The sequence below is a fragment of the Actinomycetaceae bacterium MB13-C1-2 genome (assembly GCA_035621235.1).
Classification (GTDB): Bacteria; Actinomycetota; Actinomycetes; order Actinomycetales; family Actinomycetaceae; genus Scrofimicrobium.
Genome location: CP141731.1, coordinates 1,382,329 through 1,400,992 on the forward strand (window position 1 = coordinate 1,382,329; position 18,664 = coordinate 1,400,992).

General features: G+C 57.8%; 11 protein-coding genes. 6 read left to right on the top strand and 5 right to left on the bottom strand.

The window, feature by feature from the left end; all coding sequences use genetic code 11:
* Positions 1-54 precede the first annotated feature (54 nt).
* A complete protein-coding gene (locus U6G28_06145; protein WRS29116.1) occupies positions 55-1,257 on the bottom strand; it encodes a glutamate--cysteine ligase in 1,203 nt (400 codons plus the stop codon).
* Positions 1,258-1,492: 235 nt separating this feature from the next.
* Here U6G28_06145 and groES point away from each other — a divergent pair, with 235 nt between their 5' ends.
* The 5 genes from groES to U6G28_06170 all read left to right on the top strand — a co-directional run bounded on the left by groES (position 1,493) and on the right by U6G28_06170 (position 7,326).
* Complete coding sequence (groES, locus tag U6G28_06150) at positions 1,493-1,786, top strand: co-chaperone GroES (protein ID WRS29117.1); 294 nt, start codon at positions 1,493-1,495, stop codon at positions 1,784-1,786.
* A 255-nt stretch (positions 1,787-2,041) separates the two neighbouring features.
* Positions 2,042-3,559 (top strand): IMP dehydrogenase, encoded by a 1,518-nt coding sequence (guaB, locus tag U6G28_06155; GenBank protein ID WRS29118.1) that lies wholly within the window; start codon positions 2,042-2,044, stop codon positions 3,557-3,559.
* 35 nt (positions 3,560-3,594) lie between these two features.
* Complete coding sequence (locus U6G28_06160; GenBank protein ID WRS29119.1) at positions 3,595-4,506, top strand: exonuclease domain-containing protein; 912 nt, start codon at positions 3,595-3,597, stop codon at positions 4,504-4,506.
* A gap of 223 nt (positions 4,507-4,729) precedes the next feature.
* Positions 4,730-5,854, top strand: coding sequence for a GuaB3 family IMP dehydrogenase-related protein (locus tag U6G28_06165; protein ID WRS29120.1), 1,125 nt, complete (start codon positions 4,730-4,732; stop codon positions 5,852-5,854).
* Positions 5,855-5,919: 65 nt separating this feature from the next.
* Positions 5,920-7,326, top strand: a complete 1,407-nt coding sequence (locus U6G28_06170; protein ID WRS29121.1) for a class II fumarate hydratase — start codon at positions 5,920-5,922, stop codon at positions 7,324-7,326.
* A 293-nt stretch (positions 7,327-7,619) separates the two neighbouring features.
* Here the strand turns inward: U6G28_06170 and U6G28_06175 are convergent, their stop codons facing one another.
* Positions 7,620-12,128: an acyl-CoA dehydratase activase-related protein gene (locus U6G28_06175; protein ID WRS29122.1), complete on the bottom strand. Its 4,509-nt coding sequence runs from the start codon at positions 12,126-12,128 to the stop codon at positions 7,620-7,622.
* A gap of 87 nt (positions 12,129-12,215) precedes the next feature.
* Here U6G28_06175 and U6G28_06180 point away from each other — a divergent pair, with 87 nt between their 5' ends.
* On the top strand, positions 12,216-12,938 hold the full coding sequence (locus U6G28_06180; protein ID WRS29123.1) for a TetR family transcriptional regulator: 723 nt from the start codon (positions 12,216-12,218) through the stop codon (positions 12,936-12,938).
* Between the two features lie 371 nt (positions 12,939-13,309).
* On the opposite strand, the gene U6G28_06185 is transcribed toward U6G28_06180, so the two are convergent.
* The 3 genes from U6G28_06185 to pta form a co-directional block, all read right to left on the bottom strand.
* Positions 13,310-15,448 (bottom strand): NAD(+) synthase, encoded by a 2,139-nt coding sequence (locus U6G28_06185; GenBank protein WRS29124.1) that lies wholly within the window; start codon positions 15,446-15,448, stop codon positions 13,310-13,312.
* A gap of 176 nt (positions 15,449-15,624) precedes the next feature.
* A complete protein-coding gene (locus U6G28_06190) occupies positions 15,625-16,818 on the bottom strand; it encodes an acetate kinase (protein ID WRS29125.1) in 1,194 nt (397 codons plus the stop codon).
* A 2-nt stretch (positions 16,819-16,820) separates the two neighbouring features.
* A complete protein-coding gene (gene pta / locus U6G28_06195; GenBank protein WRS29126.1) occupies positions 16,821-18,380 on the bottom strand; it encodes a phosphate acetyltransferase in 1,560 nt (519 codons plus the stop codon).
* Positions 18,381-18,664: the final 284 nt, after the last annotated feature.

An 18,664-nucleotide genomic window follows, 5' to 3' on the forward strand; every position in this document is an offset into this window, starting at 1 on the left:
TTCCACTCGGGGAATCAGAGAATGGGCCACTTCGGCTCAAACTCAGCGCGCTACCTAGATTCGGCGGCCAGCTCCAACGTTCGAGGTTCCATCGCGTCGGGTGTCGAGGAACATCTCCGGATCCAGCGGTCCGTCGGCGGCCATTTCGGCCCGCATCAATTCGACCACGGTATCGAGGGCATGCTTGGGGTCGGCCGCGGCGACCGCTCTCTGCCGCTGGTATGAAGCACCGTGTTTGAGGATCTCCCTGATCTTCAGCATTCCCTCGGCACAACCCAGGTCTTGCGCTACGGGAAGAAGTTCCTCCAGGTAGTACTCGACCGTGTCGCGTACGTGTTCCTCATTCCCCTCTGCATCAACGATTAGTTTCGCGTCTAGCCCATACCGAGCAGAGCGCCACTTGTTTTCGGAGATGAACCATTCGGGGAGAACCGTCAGTTTTTCACCTGCATCGAGCTTTCGGGAGGCATACTCAACCGATGCGTGAGTTAGGCTAGCTAGAGCTTCGACCTCAAGAATGTTGGTGCAGGCATCGAAGATTCGGACCTCCACGGTGCCGAGCTTCACGGAAGGGCGAACATCCCATCGAAGTTCATCGAAGCTCTTGATAACCCCGGTCTTCTTCATTCCGTGGTGGTAGTTCTCTAGCTCCGACCAAGCATGAAACTGAGGGGGCAGCCCAGCGGTGGGGAGTTGCTGGAATACCATGGCGCGGTTGGAAGCATAGCCTGTATCTTCACCACTCCAGAACGGGGAAGAAGCAGCTAGGGCCTGGAGTTGACCAGCTCGGGAAATGATGGCATTGACGATCGGGAGCACCTTGGCCCGGTCCTCGACTCCAACATGAACGTGAACCCCATAGAGCAGCATCTGGCGCCCCCAGTACTGAGTACGTTCAACCAACTCTTGATAGCGCTTCGAGTCTGTCACTCTTTGGAAGGCTGGCCTGGCGAACGGGTGGCTTCCGGCAGTTGCCAGATCGATCCTGAATCCGTCAGTTATGGGACGGAGTTTGCTTGCTGCGAAGTGAATGTCTTCCACGCACCCGGTAACGTCGCGGTGCGGGTACGAGGCGACTTCTACTGTGTTAAGAAGCATCTCTCTGCGAACCAGCGGTGCCAAATCAGGATCCTGTTGAGCCTCTTCGAAGACAGGATCGGCAGCTTGGCGCAGATCATTGGAGTCTTTATCGACCAGTTGCAACTCCCACTCAATGCCCACGCTTGAGCGTTCGGACTGTGCGAACTTCAGAGTCATCTTGGCTCACTTCCGGTGGCGGTACGTGCTGCCTGGTAGAAATCATTGCATGTGAAAACTACCGAGTCGATGCAGGTGTGGAATAGACCGCTAGCACTCGGCTTGTTTGAGTGCCAATGCAGGCATAGACTTATCCCCAGATTGAGGTTCGCCTCAATCCCATTTGGCGCCTTGATCCCCGCGACGGCAGGGCACCGGGAAATCATTCATAAGAAGTTAGAAAGGGAGAGTAACTGTGTCAGTTACCATTCAACCCCTGGAAGATCGCATTGTGATCAAGCAGGTTGACGCTGAACAGACCACCTCGTCCGGCCTGGTGATCCCCGATACCGCTAAGGAAAAGCCCCAGCAGGGCGAAGTGGTTGCAGTGGGTCCCGGTCGTGTCGATGACAACGGGAACCGTGTTCCTATGGACGTTGCCGTTGGCGACATCGTCATCTACAGCCGCTACGGTGGCACTGAGGTCAAGCACGAGGGCGTCGAGTACCTGATCCTGGGTGCTCGTGACGTTCTGGCCAAAGTTGGCTAGTAGCATCTGATTCAAATCCCAGTTTTGGGTGGAATGCCGGAGTGTCCAAGTGGGCGCTCCGGCATTTTTCATACCGGTACAAGTTGCTTCGCCGTTAGCGCGCTTGCACACCCCATACGGGCTGCGCAAGCATGGTCGTACGCAACGCGCACCTTACATGGAAGGCGCGAGCCAGTCCTTGATTCGATACGGGGCGTTGCGTATTCCACATGGACCTCGTAAGGAGGCCCGGTCACCCCTGATTAGACTCGGTACATGGGTGACTATAGAGAAGACAAGTTTGTTGGTACCGGCCTCACTTATGACGACGTTCTCTTACTTCCCGAACTCACCGACGTAATTCCATCATCGGTAGACACAAGTACTTTCGTCACCAGGAACGTTCGTCTGCACATCCCGCTGCTTTCGGCAGCGATGGACACGGTAACCGAAGCACGAATGGCGATTGCGATGGCTCGCCAAGGTGGTCTTGGGATCATTCACCGCAACCTTTCGATTGCGGACCAGGCCGATCAGGTTCGACAGGTCAAGCGCTCCGAGTCGGGGATGGTCGCGGACCCCGTCACTGTCCCGCGTACAGCAACGATTGATCAGCTCGATCAACTCTGCGGTAAGTACAAGGTCTCCGGTCTTCCGGTCCTGGATGATGACGGGACCCTCGTTGGCATCATCACCAATCGCGACCTGCGCTTCCTTCCCGCGAGTCAGTGGGCTACTACCACGGTCGAGGAGTGCATGACTCCTATGCCGCTTATTACCGGTCCCGCCGGCATTGCCCGTGAGGATGCCCGCGCTCTGTTAGCTGAGCACCGTATCGAGAAGCTTCCACTGGTGGATGAGGAAGGGCATCTGGCCGGGCTCATCACCGTCAAGGACTTCGTCAAGACGGATCGCTACCCGCACGCATCCAAAGACACCGAGGGGAGACTGCTGGTCGGTGCGGCCGTCGGGTTCTACGGTGACGCCTACGACAGAGCGGCCGCACTTGCCGATGCCGGAGCCGATGTTCTGGTCGTTGACACCGCGAACGGCGGAGCCCTGGCAGCGCGCGAAATGATCGCGCGAATAAGGTCCGACAGCGGTTTCGAGGGTGTGGACATTATTGGAGGTAACGTCGCGACGGAAGAGGGGGCAAAGGGCCTCATCGATGCCGGTGTCGACGCGGTCAAGGTCGGTGTTGGCCCGGGTTCCATATGCACCACGCGCGTTGTGGCGGGGGTCGGTGTTCCACAGGTCACCGCGATTGATCTCGCCTCGAAGGCCTGTGCAAAAGCGGACGTTCCGATAATCGCCGATGGTGGCCTTCAGTACTCCGGTGATATTGCCAAGGCAATCGTTGCTGGCGCTTCGACGGTCATGCTTGGATCGCTCTTTGCAGGAAGTGATGAGTCGCCGGGCGATGTTGTGTTCTCTGGGGGCAAGCAGTTCAAGCAGTACCGCGGCATGGGTGCGATGGCGGCAATGAGCTCTCGCGGTCGCAAGTCCTATTCAAAGGATCGTTACTTCCAGGCCGATGTTGACTCTGACGAGAAGCTGGTCCCCGAGGGCATCGAAGGACAAGTTCCCTATGCGGGAACCGTGGCGGATATTGTGTACCAGTTGGTTGGCGGGCTACACCAGTCGATGTTTTACGCGGGTGCAAACACGCTTGACGAGCTGAAGCGAAGGGGTCGTCTAGTTCGGATTACTCCGGCAGGGCTTCGTGAATCCCACCCACACGACGTGGTCATCACTGCCCAGGCCCCGAACTATAAAGGTACCTCCGAGAAGTAGCCGGAGATGTCGGAGTCTTGCGGCACACTGATCGCATGAGCGAAAGTACGACGAATCGGGTAGTTTCCGGCCCGGAAGGCGTTTGGCCGAGGGCTGGTCGAACGGACTCTACCGACCCGGCCACCGTCACTCTGGCGGTCGACCAGCCAGAGATGGATCACCCGGAGGCCGCTCGCCCAGGGTCCGACAAAAAGGCGGTTTGTCATCCGATGCTGGATTACCCAGACACTGCTCAGGCCGGGACTGCGGGAATGGCACAGTGGGTTTCCGATCCGTGGCTTGGTTTTGACACCGAGACCACGGGCGTGTCGCCCACATGCGACAGGATCGTAACAGCGGCGACCGTGACTCGATTCAGTACCGGCGTGACAGAGACTAAGAGTTGGCTCATCAACCCCCAGGTTCCGATTCCTGCCCGTGCTACCGCAGTTCATGGCATCTCTACCGAATACGCCTCTTCGAACGGTCAAGATCCACGCGAAGGGCTTGATCAGATCAGCGAGGTCTTGGCTAACCACATGTCCCAGGGAAGGATCATTGTCGTTTTCAACGCGGGCTTTGACCTTCCTCTACTTGAGGCTGATTCAAAGCGTCACGGAGTAAAGAGCCTAAGTGAGCGACTGGATGGTGAAGTGGCCCCCGTGGCTGACCCGCTGGTTCTGGACCGAGCCCTCGACCGCTACCGAAAAGGCAAACGTACCCTGGCCGATGTGGCACTGGCGTACGGAATCGCGGTTCCCGAGGACACGCACCAGGCACATGTCGACTCGATCCTGGCACTCGAAGTTCTAGGCGCAATCCTCGACAGATACCCAAGCCTGGGTGCTATGTCTTTGAGTGAGCTTCATCAGTACCAGCGCGATTCTCATTCGAGATGGGCCGAGGATTTTCAGAAGTTCCTTGCCTCAAAGGGAAAGACTAGCCAGATCAGCCGAGTCTGGTTCTGACGTGGCATCCGGGTGAGGGCCGTCCGGATGCTCAGCGAAGTCGGCGGACAGGACATGAATAGTAGGTCGTGTTCCAAGGGCCAGTGAAGGCACATTGCAACATTTGGAGCGCGGTGGGGCGCCATGTTCCTGGCTGATCGAGAAGCTCTGCCTCCAGTCGGGCAGTTTGGAGTCTGAGACTTTTGGGTGGGGAAGGCCAGGCATGACAACGTAGAATAGACGGGTGAGTTCAGAGGTGGAGATTGGTCGCGGTAAGCGAGGACGCCAGGCCTATTCCCTGGATGATGTTGCCTTGATTCCGGCGCGTCGGACCCGTGACCCTGAAGACGTGAACGTGTCGTGGCAATTTGACGCATACCACCTAGACATCCCGGTTGTTGCGGCTCCGATGGATTCTGTCATGAGTCCTGAGTCTGTCATTGAGTTTGGCAAACTCGGTGGCCTCGGGGTCTTGGACCTCGACGGACTCTGGACTAGATACGAAGACCCGAGGCCTCTGCTCGAAGAGATCGCCGCTCTGCCCCAGGGTCAGACCACTTCACGGTTGCAAGAGATTTACTCCGAGCCGATCAAGGACTCGCTGATTAGGGAGCGAGTAGAACAGATCCGTGACGCGGGAATCGTCACGGCAGGTCGGTTCTCACCTCAACGGGTTCTGGATCACTGGCGGACCGCCGCCGAGGCGGGTATTGATATCTTCGTGATCCGCGGAACCACTGTTTCAGCGGAGCATGTCTCCAGCCGTCGTGAGCCCCTGAATCTCAAGCGCTTCATATATGAGCTTGACGTTCCTGTCATCGTCGGGGGAGTTGCGACCTACACCAGCGCGTTACACCTGATGCGTACGGGAGCCGCAGGAGTATTGGTTGGATTTGGTGGAGGAGCCGCTCACGCTACCAGGCAATCCCTAGGAATCCACGCACCGCAGGCCACAGCTATCGCCGATGTTGCAGCGGCCAGGCGAGACTATCTCGATGAGTCAGGCGGCCGCTATGTCCACGTAATCGCTGACGGTGGTGTCGGACGAAGTGGCAACATGATCAAAGCGATCGCGTGTGGTGCGGATGCTGTCATGCTCGGCGCGGCGCTTGCGCGCTCGGTCGATGCTCCTGGGCGCGGGTGGCACTGGGGATCAGAAGCAACGCATCCAGAGGTTCCACGCGGTCACCGAGCCGAGGTTGAGACGGTCGGAACGCTAAAGGAGATTCTCTACGGCCCCTCCGTTAGGGATGACGGATATCTGAACTTCGTCGGAGCCCTGCGCAGGACAATGGCAACGACGGGATACTCCGAGGTCAAGGACCTGCAACGAGTCGAGGTAGTCGTGAGCCCCTACCACCCCACATAGGACCCGGCAGGCCAATCAAGGTCTGCGAACCCTCCAACCGAGTATTGGAAACTGAAGGAGAACAAATGGCCCAGCCAGAAACTGAGTACCGGATCGAGCACGACACTATGGGCGAGGTCAAGGTTCCCGCAAGCGCGCTCTACGCCGCGCAAACGCAGCGCGCGGTAGGGAACTTCCCGATCTCGGGTGAGACCCTCAAGCCGCACCATATTGCCGCTCTTGGACAGATCAAGCGCGCAGCGGCCCTCGCCAACAAGGAGTTGGGAGTTATCGACGAGGCCACTTCCTCCGCGATTGTCGAGGCCGCGACTGAGGTTATCGATGGCAAGCACGATGACCAGTTCCCAATTGATGTCTACCAAACCGGCTCGGGCACCTCATCGAATATGAACACCAATGAGGTTGTCGCGAACATCGCCACCAGGATCAAGGGAGATACGGTCCATCCGAACGATCACGTAAATGCATCGCAGTCGTCCAATGATGTTTTCCCCTCGTCCATTCACATTGCCGCGTACCAGGCGGTAGAGGAAGTTCTTCTTCCCGGACTTAAGACTCTGCAGAACTCCCTGGCCAACAAAGCCGTCGAGTTTAAGGATGTGGTGAAGTCCGGTCGGACCCACCTGATGGACGCCACCCCGATCACCCTGGGGCAGGAGTTTTCCGGCTACGCGCAACAGATTCAGTACGGCATTGACCGCGTCGAGTCGGCGCTACCGCGACTGGCCGAGCTACCACTCGGAGGCACTGCCGTTGGCACAGGCATCAACACGCCCGCTGGCTTCTCGGAGCGTGTCATTGAGATCATCGCAGAGAACACGGGGTTCCCTTTCGTTGAGGCACCGAACCACTTTGAGGCTCAAGCGGCTCAAGATTCACTGGTTGAGTTGTCCGGCCAACTCCGTACAGTTGCGGTTTCTCTGGTGAAGATCGCGAACGATCTACGCTGGATGGGATCGGGTCCTCGTACCGGCATCGGCGAAATTAGCCTGCCCGACCTGCAACCGGGTTCCTCGATCATGCCCGGCAAGGTGAACCCGGTTCTGCCGGAAGCGACTATCCAGGTCGCGGCTCAGGTCGTTGGAAACGACGCGACCATTGCGTTTGCTGGAGCGCAGGGCAACTTTGACCTGTTGGTTATGCTTCCGGTTATGGCTGCGAACCTGCTTCAGTCAATCAACATTCTGGGCAACGTCTCGCGTGTTCTGGCTGACCGCTGCGTTGACGGGCTCGTCGCGAACGAGGACGCGTGCCTGCGTTACGCCGAATCCTCTCCTTCGATCGTTACCCCGCTAAACCGTCTGATTGGTTACGAGAATGCTGCGAAGATCGCGAAGCATTCGGTCAAAGCAAATATGACGGTTCGTGAGGCTGTTGAGGACCTCGGTTTCGTGGAGCGCGGAGAGGTAACGCCTGAGCAACTCGACGTAGCTCTGGACGTTCACTCTATGACGGGCCCAGCAAGCAAGTAGTTGACAGACACTTAGTAGTACCCAGCGACAAAGCGGCCCGGACTCCTGAAGAGGAGCCCGGGCTTTGCTTTGTCCACTTTGCTTTGTCTACTTTGATTGAGCACCGACTCAATCCTTGATAAGGATCTGCCGGAAACGCGGTCAGATGACCTTGGCGAGCCAGATCGTTGGTAAGCAGCTTTCTTCGAACTCCAATCAGATAGGGAGTCTAGTAACCTCGGAAACGCGGCGTGTTTTCTCCCTATGTGATTGGCAAACCAGAAGAAGGGGGTGGACGAGGGGAGGGGTGGATACTATCCGACCGGTTCACGCTCGCGGATTGTCGGCATTCCTAGGCTTACCGGGTGCGGACCCTCGGACTGATCAGTTCCGTCGACCAGGTCGACCAGGGCGCAACCACCGCAACTCGCAGTCTGTGGCTTGTCATCCCAGACAATCTGCTCACCACTTGCGAAGTTGAGCTTGCTCCCTCCGTCGTGCTGCTGGAGAGCAGTCGAGAGCATTAGCTTGATGCGATTGAGCTGGTTTACCTCGGAGGCACCCGGGTCAAAGTCAACCGAAACGATGTTTGCCTGAGGATAGCGGTTTCGTAGAGCCCGGAACATACCCTTGCCGACGATGTGGTTCGGTAGGCAGGCGAAGGGTTGTGCGCAGATAATGTTCGGACAACCGTGCTCGATCATGTCAACCATTTCGGCCGTCAAGTACCAGCCCTCGCCCGCCTGATTACCCATTCTTGCGATATCGGTTGAGCGTTCAGCCATCTCCATGATCCCGCGGTGGGGCACAAACTTGCCGTTTGTCTTCGCGAGGGCGGCATGAACTGGCGCCTCATACTTCTCCATCGCCCAGAGTGCCGCTGATCGAGCCCACTTATTCTTGGCCGACATTCCCAGATTCTTCTGGTTCCATGCGCCGGAGGCGGCGGAGTTGTGGAAGAACTGCATCAGCCCCGGAAGCACCGCCTCGCAGCCCTCGGCCTCGATCACGTCTACAGCGTGATTGTTGGCATCAGGATGGAACTTAACCAGAATCTCACCAACCAGTCCGACCTGGGGCTTACGGGGGATGTCAAGCATCTCAAAGTCGTCAAATTCGGAAACGCACCAGTTTACGAGTTTCTTGAATGAAAGGTGTCCGCGCCATTCGTCCGAGTAGCCGCCCTTTACCAGCCAGTCAGTACACAGTTTGTTCCAGCGTTCATAAAGCGCCATTGCTGAACCGGGGACAGCTTCGTAGGGGCGAATCCTCAGTAGCATCGATTGCAGCAGGTCACCGAGGACAATCGACTGAATTCCGCGGTGGATAGTCGGCAACTTGGGGTTGAATCCAGGATTGTCCTCAAGGCCTTGAACCGACGCGGTGACCACCGGCACCTGCGGGTATCCAGCGTCGCGTAGGCCCTTACGCAGTAGGGCTGCGTAGTTGGTGGCTCGACACATTCCGCCGGTCTGGGTAATTACGACCGCGGTCCGGTCAGGGTTCGATCTGCCAGCAATAAACTCATCGATAAGCTGTCCGATCACGACGATTGCGGGATAGCAGGAGTCGTTGTTGACGAATTTCAGTCCCGTCTCCATGGTCTCACTATTGGTGTGTTCCAAGACGCGAACGTTGAAGCCAGCATTCCGCAGAACCGGCTGAAGCAGACGGAACTGGATTGGAGCCATTTGGGGGGCGAGGATCTCCCATCCCTCCTCGCGCATTTCCTTCGTGAACGAAACCCGAGGTTGGATGTGCCCGGCTTCGGTCTCACGTGTCTCTTCGTCAGCGGCCCGCCCCGAGGGGTCAACAACTCCGGCAGTTTCGACGTGCTCCGAAACGACAGCCTCGCGCTCAGCCACCGCCGACTGCAACGAGCGGAGTCGAATACGCGCGGCACCAAGGTTCGAGACCTCATCAATCTTGAGAACGGTGTGAACGTCGCCGCGTCCTTCAAGGATTTCCTGTACCTGGTCCGCGGTGATTGCGTCAACCCCGCAGCCGAAGGAGTTCAGCTGAACCATTTGCAGGTCGGACTCATCGCCGACGCGAGCTGCCGCTTCGTACAGGCGAGAGTGATAAGACCACTGGTCGCGGACCCGCAGAGGGCGTTCCAGACGACCATCAGCGACACAGTCTTCTGTGAGAACACCCATTCCGAGGCCGTTCACTAGTTCAGGGATTCCATGGTTGATCTCTGGGTCCAGGTGATAAGGGCGCCCGGCAAGGACGATGCCTTTGAGCCCCTTGTCCTTCATCCAGTCCATGTACTCAGCGCCTTTTTCGCGGATCTCCCGCTTGACAGAGGCATCTTCTTCCCAGGCCTTGTCGAGGGCCTGCTGCATTTCTTCGACCGGAATTTCCCATTTAGAGAAAGCATCCGCCAGGTGGGCCGCGAGATACTCGCGATTTCCCAGATTGACGAACGGTGAGATCAAGATGGCTTCATCGCCGGCGAACTGCTCCATGTTGTTCCGGATTACCTCCGGGTACGTTGCAACGACGGGACAGTTGAAGTGGTTGTCAGCGCCCTCAAACTCCGTCTGTTCAAAGCTGACACACGGATAGAAGATTGTCGTTACGCCTTTTTCGATGAGCGACTCGATGTGACCGTGAACCAACTTCGCCGGATAGCACACATTCTCAGAGGGAATGGATTCCATCCCCTTTTCAAACAGGTCGTGGTCAGAGCGCCCCGAGATCATGACGCGGAAGCCCAGTTCTGTCAGAAGCGTGAACCAGAACGGGTAGTTTTCGTACATGTTGAGTACGCGGGGAATACCGATGTCGCCGCGGAATGCCTTAGCTTCCGTGAGTCGGCGGTATCCGAACATCCGCTTGTACTTCCAGTCGTACATGTTGGGTAGTTCAGACTTTTTCGGAACTCGCTCAAGCGAGGCACCTCGGTCACAGCGATTTCCAGAGACGTTGCGCTCACCATTGGAGAAAGTGGAGATGGTCATCTGGCAGTGGTTTTGGCACAGGCGACAGGTTTTGCGGGTCGTCTCGACACTAAAGTCTTCAAGATCGGACAGTTGGGCGAGGGCGCTTTCTTCGCCCTCATCGTGTATCTTGGCGGTCAGTGCTGCGCCGTAAGCGCCCATGAGGCCAGCGAGCGAGGGACGAACGACCTCGCGCTCCGTGAGTAGTTCGAATGCGCGAAGGACCGAGTCGTTGAGGAAGGTTCCGCCCTGGACCACGACCTTCTCACCGAGGTCTGACGGGTCCTTGAGTTTGATGACCTTGTAGAGGGCGTTGCGAACCACCGAGTACGAGAGTCCGGCAGCGATGTCGCGGACGTTCGCTCCCTCTTTTTGGGCCTGCTTGACCGAAGAATTCATGAAGACAGTACAGCGAGTACCGAGGTCGACCGGAGCGCTTGACTCCATCGCCAGGCCAGCAAATGATCGGACGTCGGTGCCCATGGTGGTGGCAAATGTCTGAAGGAAGGAACCGCAACCAGAGGAACACGCCTCATTCACCGAAATCGAGTCAACGGCTCGGTCGCGGATGCGCAGGTACTTCATGTCCTGCCCACCAATATCGATCACTGAAGTGACTCCCGGCATCATATGATCGGCGGCCCGGAAATGAGCCATGGTCTCGACGATACCCTCGTCCATCGATAGTGCGGCGGCCACAAGAGCTTCGCCGTATCCCGTAGAGCAGGCACGACCGATAGTGGCGGTTTCGGGAAGCTCAGTCCGAACTCGCTTCAGAATGTCGACCGCCGCTTGGACCGGATCGCCCTCGTTCGGGGCGTAGTGAGAGAAAACTACGCGGTCTTCCGAGTCCAGGATCACCGCCTTGATGGTGGTGGAGCCCGCATCGATGCCAAGCCAGCATCGCCCTTTGGCCTCCGAGATTGAGATGACAGGGACGGTCGCGCGGGCATGCCTTCGGACGAACTCCTCCTTGTCAGCGTCGCTGGCGAACAGAGGCTTCATCCGTTTCGAGTCGGAGTCGATGGTCGCGGTTGCAAGTCGTTCGGCCAGGGTCGCGACCGTCTTAGGTCCGTCGCCCATGGCGGTGCGGCGAGCCGATCCCGCTGACAGTGCCGCGCCGACGGCGACGTATAGCTGAGCATTCTCCGGGGTAATGAATGTGTCGGCTTTGGTCAGAAGATTCTTATAGGCCTGCCGGAGTTCCGGGAGAAAGTGGAGAGGACCGCCCAGAAAGATCACGTTACCTCGCACGGGGCGCCCGTTCGCAAGTCCCGCGATGGTTTGTGTGGCGACGGCGGCAAAGATCGAGGCGGCCAGGTCCTCGTGCGCCGCTCCCTGGTTGATGAGGGGCTGTAGATCGGACTTAGCAAAGACACCACAGCGGGAGGCGATGGGGTAGAGCTGCGTGTGCTTGGAGGCTAGCTCGTTGAGTCCGGTGGGATCCGTGTGGAGCAGAGTTGCCATTTGATCGATGAACGCGCCGGTTCCTCCGGCGCAGGTGCCGTTCATCCGCTGTTCAGGAGTGGGGTGCAGGTAAGTGATCTTTGCGTCTTCGCCACCCAACTCAATGACGACATCGGCCTCGGGGTGCAGCAGTTGGACGGCTTCAGTGCCGGCAATAACCTCCTGGACAAAAGGAATGCGCATTGCTGCCGCCAGTGACATGCCAGCTGAGCCGGTAACAGCGGCTTCGACAATCTCGTTGGGGAACTGCTCCGAGATTTCCTCAAGCAGATTGAGGAGTTCGCCGCGAACGTCCGCATTGTGCCTTCGGTAGTCGGAGAAAATGATGCGGCCCGAATCCATGAGCACGGCTTTTACGGTCGTTGATCCGATGTCGAGGCCCAACTGGACCGTGTGACTCCCATTTGACACGTGAAACTCCTACAAATACTGCGGCTACTCGTAACCTTAAGGACTATAGTCCGGTAATTTCTAGGTGAGATAAATTAGAATAAGGGTATGAAGGCCGAAGACTCACCCTCCTTGAGATTGCAACAGGAACAGCAGGTTTCTCCATCTGGGACTGAAGTCCCAGATGGAGGGAAACGTTCAAATGACGTTAGTCGCGGACCGTCCGCTAAGCGGGGTGAGGTCCGGGATCGCATTATTTCCGTAGCCAGGCAGCATTTCCTGAGCAGTGGATACGACGCGACGACCATGTCAGCGATCGCCAAGGAAGCGGGCTGTACCCCCGCTATGGTCACCTACTATTTCGAGTCGAAACAGCGCCTGTTCCGCGAGTGTCTGAACCTGCCGATTGACCCGGCGCAAATGGTTCTGGGGGTTTTGCTTGAGGGGCGGGAAGGCGCGGGAGAGCGCATCGCACGTCAGTCCCTTGCACTCTATGAGGACTCGATAACGGCTGACACTATGATCGCCCTTGCTTCGGCGCTTCTGACCGACGCAGCCACCAGTCAGCGTTTTCGCAACTACTTCCGCAACGACATCCTGGGAATAGTGGAAAAAGAGCTCGGAATGGATGCTGAACTGGCTGAAGAGATCGAATTCGCAATGGCGACAATGTTCGGTGTGGCGACGATGCGCTACATAGTGCGGCTTGAGCCGATTGCCTCGATGTCCAGAGAGCGTTTAGTGCGCGAACTGGCCCCAATCATTCAAAACAGGATTGATCGCGCCTTCGCTAGAAAACAGCTTAGGGAATCGAGGTCAAGGCGGAGCTAAGAACCGAGTGCCGGGTGAGAGTGCCACACCCGCGGGTGTCTCTGGTTGCCACTTGCGCGTGCAGGCAAACCGGCGGGTGTCTCTGGTTGTCACTTACGCGTGCAGGCAAACCGGCGGGTGTCTCTGGTTGTCACTTACGCGTGCAGGCAAACCGGCGGGTGTCTCTGGTTGTCACTTACGCGTGCAGGCAAACCGGCGGGTGTCTCTGGTTGTCACTTACGCGTGCGGGCACTTGGGCAGATATTCCGAGTTGAGTCCTGGTTTGAGCCGTCACGGGCGCGAGTATCTGCCAGTGTGGCTCGTCGGGACCTTCCCCCTGCCAAACATCTGCCAGAGTAGCCACCAACACCTATGCCAGGTGGCTCCTACACCTACGCCAACTGAGCTTGCAGTTCCTCGATCTCACGGAGCCACATCTTCGACAGGGCATCCGACGGCATACGCCAGTCGCCCCTCGGTGACAGTGACCCGGCACCGACAACCTTTGGGGAGTTCGGCACTGCTGTCCGCTTGTACTGGTTGGCAAAGAAGCGACGATGGAACACCTCAAGCCAGTGCAGGATGTCCTCATCTGTGTACTTGTCTCCCCAGACGTGCGCCTGCAGATAGGCGATCCTCTTTGGGGTCATTCCACCCTTCAGAATCCAGTACAGAGTGAAGTCTTGCAGTTCGTATGGGCCGATTGCAGCCTGCGTGGACTGAGCTTGACCGTCCTCGTCCGAAGGAACTAGCTCCGGCGAGATCTCCGTACCCAAGATCGACTCAAGTACCTCCGCAGTTCCGGCAGCGAACTCTTGATTATGTGCAACCCAGCGAATTAGGTGCTGGATCAAAGTCTTGGGAAGCCCTGCATTTACGCCGTAGTGGCTCATTTGGTCGCCGACTCCGTAGGTGCACCATCCGAGCGCCAGTTCAGAGAGATCTCCTGTGCCAACGACGAACCCACCGTGCTGGCCAGCGAGGCGAAATAGGTAATCAGTGCGCAGGCCTGCCTGAACGTTCTCGAAGGTAACGTCATAGACAGGTTCGCCTTTGCCGTAGGGATGCCCCATCGCTGAGAGCATTTCCTTGGCGGCCGGACGGATGTCGAGTTCGTGGAACGTCACTCCGAGCGCCCGACACAGAGTTTCAGCGTTTTCGCGGGTCCGTGACGAGGTGCCGAATCCGGGCATTGTGTAACCGATAATATCGGTCCGCGGACGCCCAAGTGAATCCATCGCCTTGGCGCAAACAAGTAGGGCGAGTGTTGAGTCCAGTCCGCCAGAAACGCCAATCACTAGCTTTGGCTGTCCAATCGAGACCATACGTCTCTGGAGAGCGCTACTCTGGATATTGAAAGCTTCGTAGCAGTCCTCATCCAGGGCACTCGGATCATCGGGGACAAAGGGGAACAGCGTGAGCGGGCGAAGCAGGTCAGTGAATGAGGACGAAGCCACCGCGCTTGGAACACCCATGCTGGTTTGGACGACGACTCCAGTTCCCACATCGAGCTTCTGCGCATTATCGGTGAACGAGGTCTGTTGCAACCTCACAAATTCCAGCAGTTGTAGGTCCACGTCCGCTACCGTGATCGTCGTGTCCTCAGCGAAACGAGTCCCGGCCGCCAGTTTCTGGCCGTTCTCATAGATGAGGGACTGCCCGTCCCACGACAGATCATTTGAAGACTCACCAAACCCTGCGGCCGTGTAGATATAGGCGCTGACGGTGGCAGAGGACTGTGCTTTCACCAGTTCCTCGCGCCTGCGCGCCCGGCCGACAGTCACGGGTGAGGCTGAGAGATTCGCGATTACGGTCGCCCCTCTGAGCGCCGCGATGGACGAGGGGGGAATCGGAACCCAAACGTCCTCGCAGATATCGATGGCTACCTGCATGCCCGGAATGTCAGTCACGTCAACCCTGAACTGGCCAAATGGAATTAGCCGGGAGGCGTTGTAGATCGGTTCCGAGGCGAACTGCTCCTTAGAGCGTGTATCTTTCAGTTCACCGTCAACCGTCGAAAGGAAGACCTCATTGTTGCTCGGGACTTCCTTCAAACCCGAATCCCAGCCCACCCAGCGAACCTCGTCATCCAAGAGCGAGGCCTTGGTGGTGGAGAAGTGCCGCTTTTCGTAAAACTCTCGGTACGAGGCGAGGTGTTCCTTCGGCTGCACGCCTAGAATCCGTCCGCGGTGAATCACGACCGCACAATTGTAGAGTGCGTTTGAGAACTCCAGTGGAGCCCCGACGAGCAGTATTGGTGCGATGTCACGGCTGGCTACGGTAATCGCCTCAATGCCACGGATGGCTCCGCGCAGTAGCTCACGCGCAGCCAACAGATCGTCAAGTGAGTATCCTGTAACGCACATCTCGGGAAAGACAACCAGGCAGGCGCCCTGCTCATCGCACGCGCGGGCGGCATTGATGATCGACTGAGAATTAGCATCTGGATCCGCAAGTGCGACCGGTAGGCTGACGGCGGCCACCCGCGTGAACCCCTGGTCGTAGATCGACTGCTCACGAAGTTTGCTCACGAGAACTCCTTCACTAGAAACTGCCAACCTATGGGTCTAATGCTGGCTGGTTTGGGACCGGCCGACGCCAGTGCCGATTGTTCTTCGGTATAGCTTTTGCCAATCAGATGGGGGACTTTTTGGCCCGAAAATGCGGCGTGTCGCTCCCCTATCTGATTGGCAACCTCATGGGGATGCTAGACGACCGTCATTGCCTGAACAGCGATCGCCAGTTCCTCATTGGTTGGGACGACCATTACCCGGCAAACGCTGTCGCGCTTCGAGATTGTGATTGGGTCGCGGGGACGCTGATTGTTTGCCTCGTTGTCAATGAGAACGCCCAGAGGCTCCAGACGCTTACAGATCTCTCGGCGCATTTCGATGTCGTTCTCGCCGATGCCAGCAGTGAACGAAATGACGTCGACTCCGCCCATCTCGGCGGTGTAAGCACCGATATATTTGACGATGCGGTTGATATAGACGTCCAGCGCCTCGCGTGCACGTTTGCGGGCAGAGTCGTTGCCCGACTTGGCGATTTCACGAACCTCGCGCATGTCGTTGTCACCTGCCAGACCCTTCAACCCAGACTTGCGGTTGAGCAGTTCATCGACCTGCTCGTACGTGAAACCACCGACACGCTGCAAGTGAATGACGACGGCGGGATCGATGTCGCCCGAACGGGTCCCCATTACCAGGCCTTCCAGGGGAGTTAGACCCATGGAAGTATCCACCGCGTGGCTGCCGACAATCGCGGAGGCCGAGGCGCCGTTTCCTAAGTGAAGCACGATCTGCTTTAGCTCTTTGTCACCAAGGATCTCCGAGACGCGCTTTGAGACGAACTGGTGCGAGGTTCCATGAGCACCGTAGCGCCGGATCGAGTAGCGCTCGGCAACTTCGCGGTCGATGGCGTAGAGGGCTGATTCGGAGGGGAGGTCCTGAAAGAAGGCGGTGTCGAAGACCGCAACCTGCGGGATATCGGGCAGAAGGCTCTCCGCCACTTTGATTCCTACCAGCGCCGAAGGATTGTGAAGTGGAGCTAGAGCCGAGAGCTCGTCGATAAGCCGCTCTACGCGCTCGTCGACCACCGCCGGCCCGGAGAAGTAGCGGCCGCCCTGGACGATTCGGTGGCCCACGGCCGCAATGTGCGCTTCCGCCAGGGTCGGTCCGACTTCTTCGAACAGATCCAGAACCATCTTCAATCCGGTTGCATGGTCCGGGATCGGCTCGTTGATGTCGACCTCTTTGACCGAGTAGCGGTGATGAATGTGCCCCATAGGCTCACCGATACGCTCTACTATTCCGCTGGCGAGGTTGTGGCCGATTGCCGGATCAACCAGCTGATACTTGATTGAGGACGAACCGGAGTTGATTACCAGTACTGTCTGGGGCATTACTATTTCTCGCCTTCGGCTTGAATCGCCGTGATGGCGACTGTGTTGATGATGTCCTCTACCAGGGCGCCGCGGGAGAGGTCGTTTACCGGTTTATTTAGGCCCTGAAGGATCGGCCCAACCGCGACTGCCCCCGAAGAACGCTGAACTGCCTTGTAAGCGATGTTTCCGGCGTCAAGGCTGGGGAAGACCAGAACATTGGCCTGGCCTGCGACGTTCGAATCAGGAGCCTTCTGCTTGCCGACGGTCGGATCAACGGCGGCGTCGTACTGGATCGGCCCCTCAACGGCCAGGGACGGTGCATCCTCACGTACCTTCTTCACCGCACCGGTGACCATATCGACCGACGGCCCCATCCCGGATGTGCCAGTGGAGTAAGAAAGCAGAGCGACCTTTGGTTCGATTCCGAACTGGCGTGCGGTGTTCGCACTGCTGATGGCGATCTGGGCGAGTTGGTCCGAGGTGGGGGCAACAACCACGGCGCAGTCAGCCATCACCAAAACCCTGTCTGCCATCAGCATCAGGAATGCAGAGGAAACCATGCCGGCACCGGGCGCGGTCTTGATGATCTGAAAAGCTGGCCGAATAGTGTCAGCAGTGGTGTGAGTCGCACCTGATACCATTCCATCCGCGTCGCCCATTTGTACCATCATCGTCGCGAAGTAGGTCGGCTGAGCAACGAGTTCAGCGGCCTGTTCCAACGTCATTCCCTTAGAAGCACGAATCTTCGCGAGTTCCTCCGCGTATTTCGGGGCGAGTTTGGGATCAGAGGTTGAAACAATCCGGGCTCCATCGATGGAGGCTCCGGCCTGCATCGCCTTAGCTCGAACTGAGTCAGGATCGCCGATCAAGACGATGTCAGCGACCCCCTGCGCCAATAGTTCCTCCGTTGCCTTCAATATGCGGGGTTCGTCGCCCTCTGGGAGGACAATCCGTTTGCGGTTCGCGCCAGCGCGAGCTAGGAGGTCGGCCTTGAACGCAATGGGAGTGACCGCACTCGGCTCGGTTGCCAGTAGCGCAGTAACGTCTTCAAGAGAAATCGGAGAGGACAGAACTGGCACACTCGCCTCGACCTGAACTCCGCGTGCGCCGGTCAGGACAACTCCTGCGATTGTCGCATGGTGCTTTGTTGCTCGGCTCAAGAACGACTCGACATCCACCCGAATCAAGTCTGCACTCATACCAGAGGCGTCGAGGGCGTAAAGAACACTAAGACCCGAGTCTGCGGCGACGGTCAGATTCCAGCCTAGAAGATCAAAGCTGGGAACCAAGACCTCGGATAGGGCCTTGACCAAAACGATGCCCTCGCCGGAGGAGCGAAGACTGACGGCTTCTTCCGCAGAGGCCGCCTCAGGGTCCTGTACTACCGAAGTGGCTGTCACATCGTCTGCGACATCGCGGAACTGTAGGGAATCGCTCCCCGCGTTCCCTATGCTGTCCACTCCTTCAAGTTGAAGCGTCTGAGCGGATAGTCCAGCGGTGAGATTTGACTTCACCTCTTCATAGACGCGGTCAATCACCGTAGAAGCGCCACTACCGATCACCATTAGTCGATTCGACAAGTTCTCATCCTTCGAGCTAGGAAGCGGCCCTAAAGCCGGGACTTTGGACACTTCTCAGCGTAGCGGAGTCATCTGGCCCACAAATGTTCAAATCGTTACGTTCCAGGTTCGTTTGGACACACTGGCAGTGATAACCTTGCGGACATGTCTCAAGTGAAATGAAACCGCGCGAAGTGCATCAGACCAGGTCAGAGTCCTGAGATTGCCCTTCGCGGTCCGGTGGGCCCGCCGTGCGCCCCATTAATCCCCGCGGCCAGCGTGCTCTGCGCGCATTTATCGTGAGA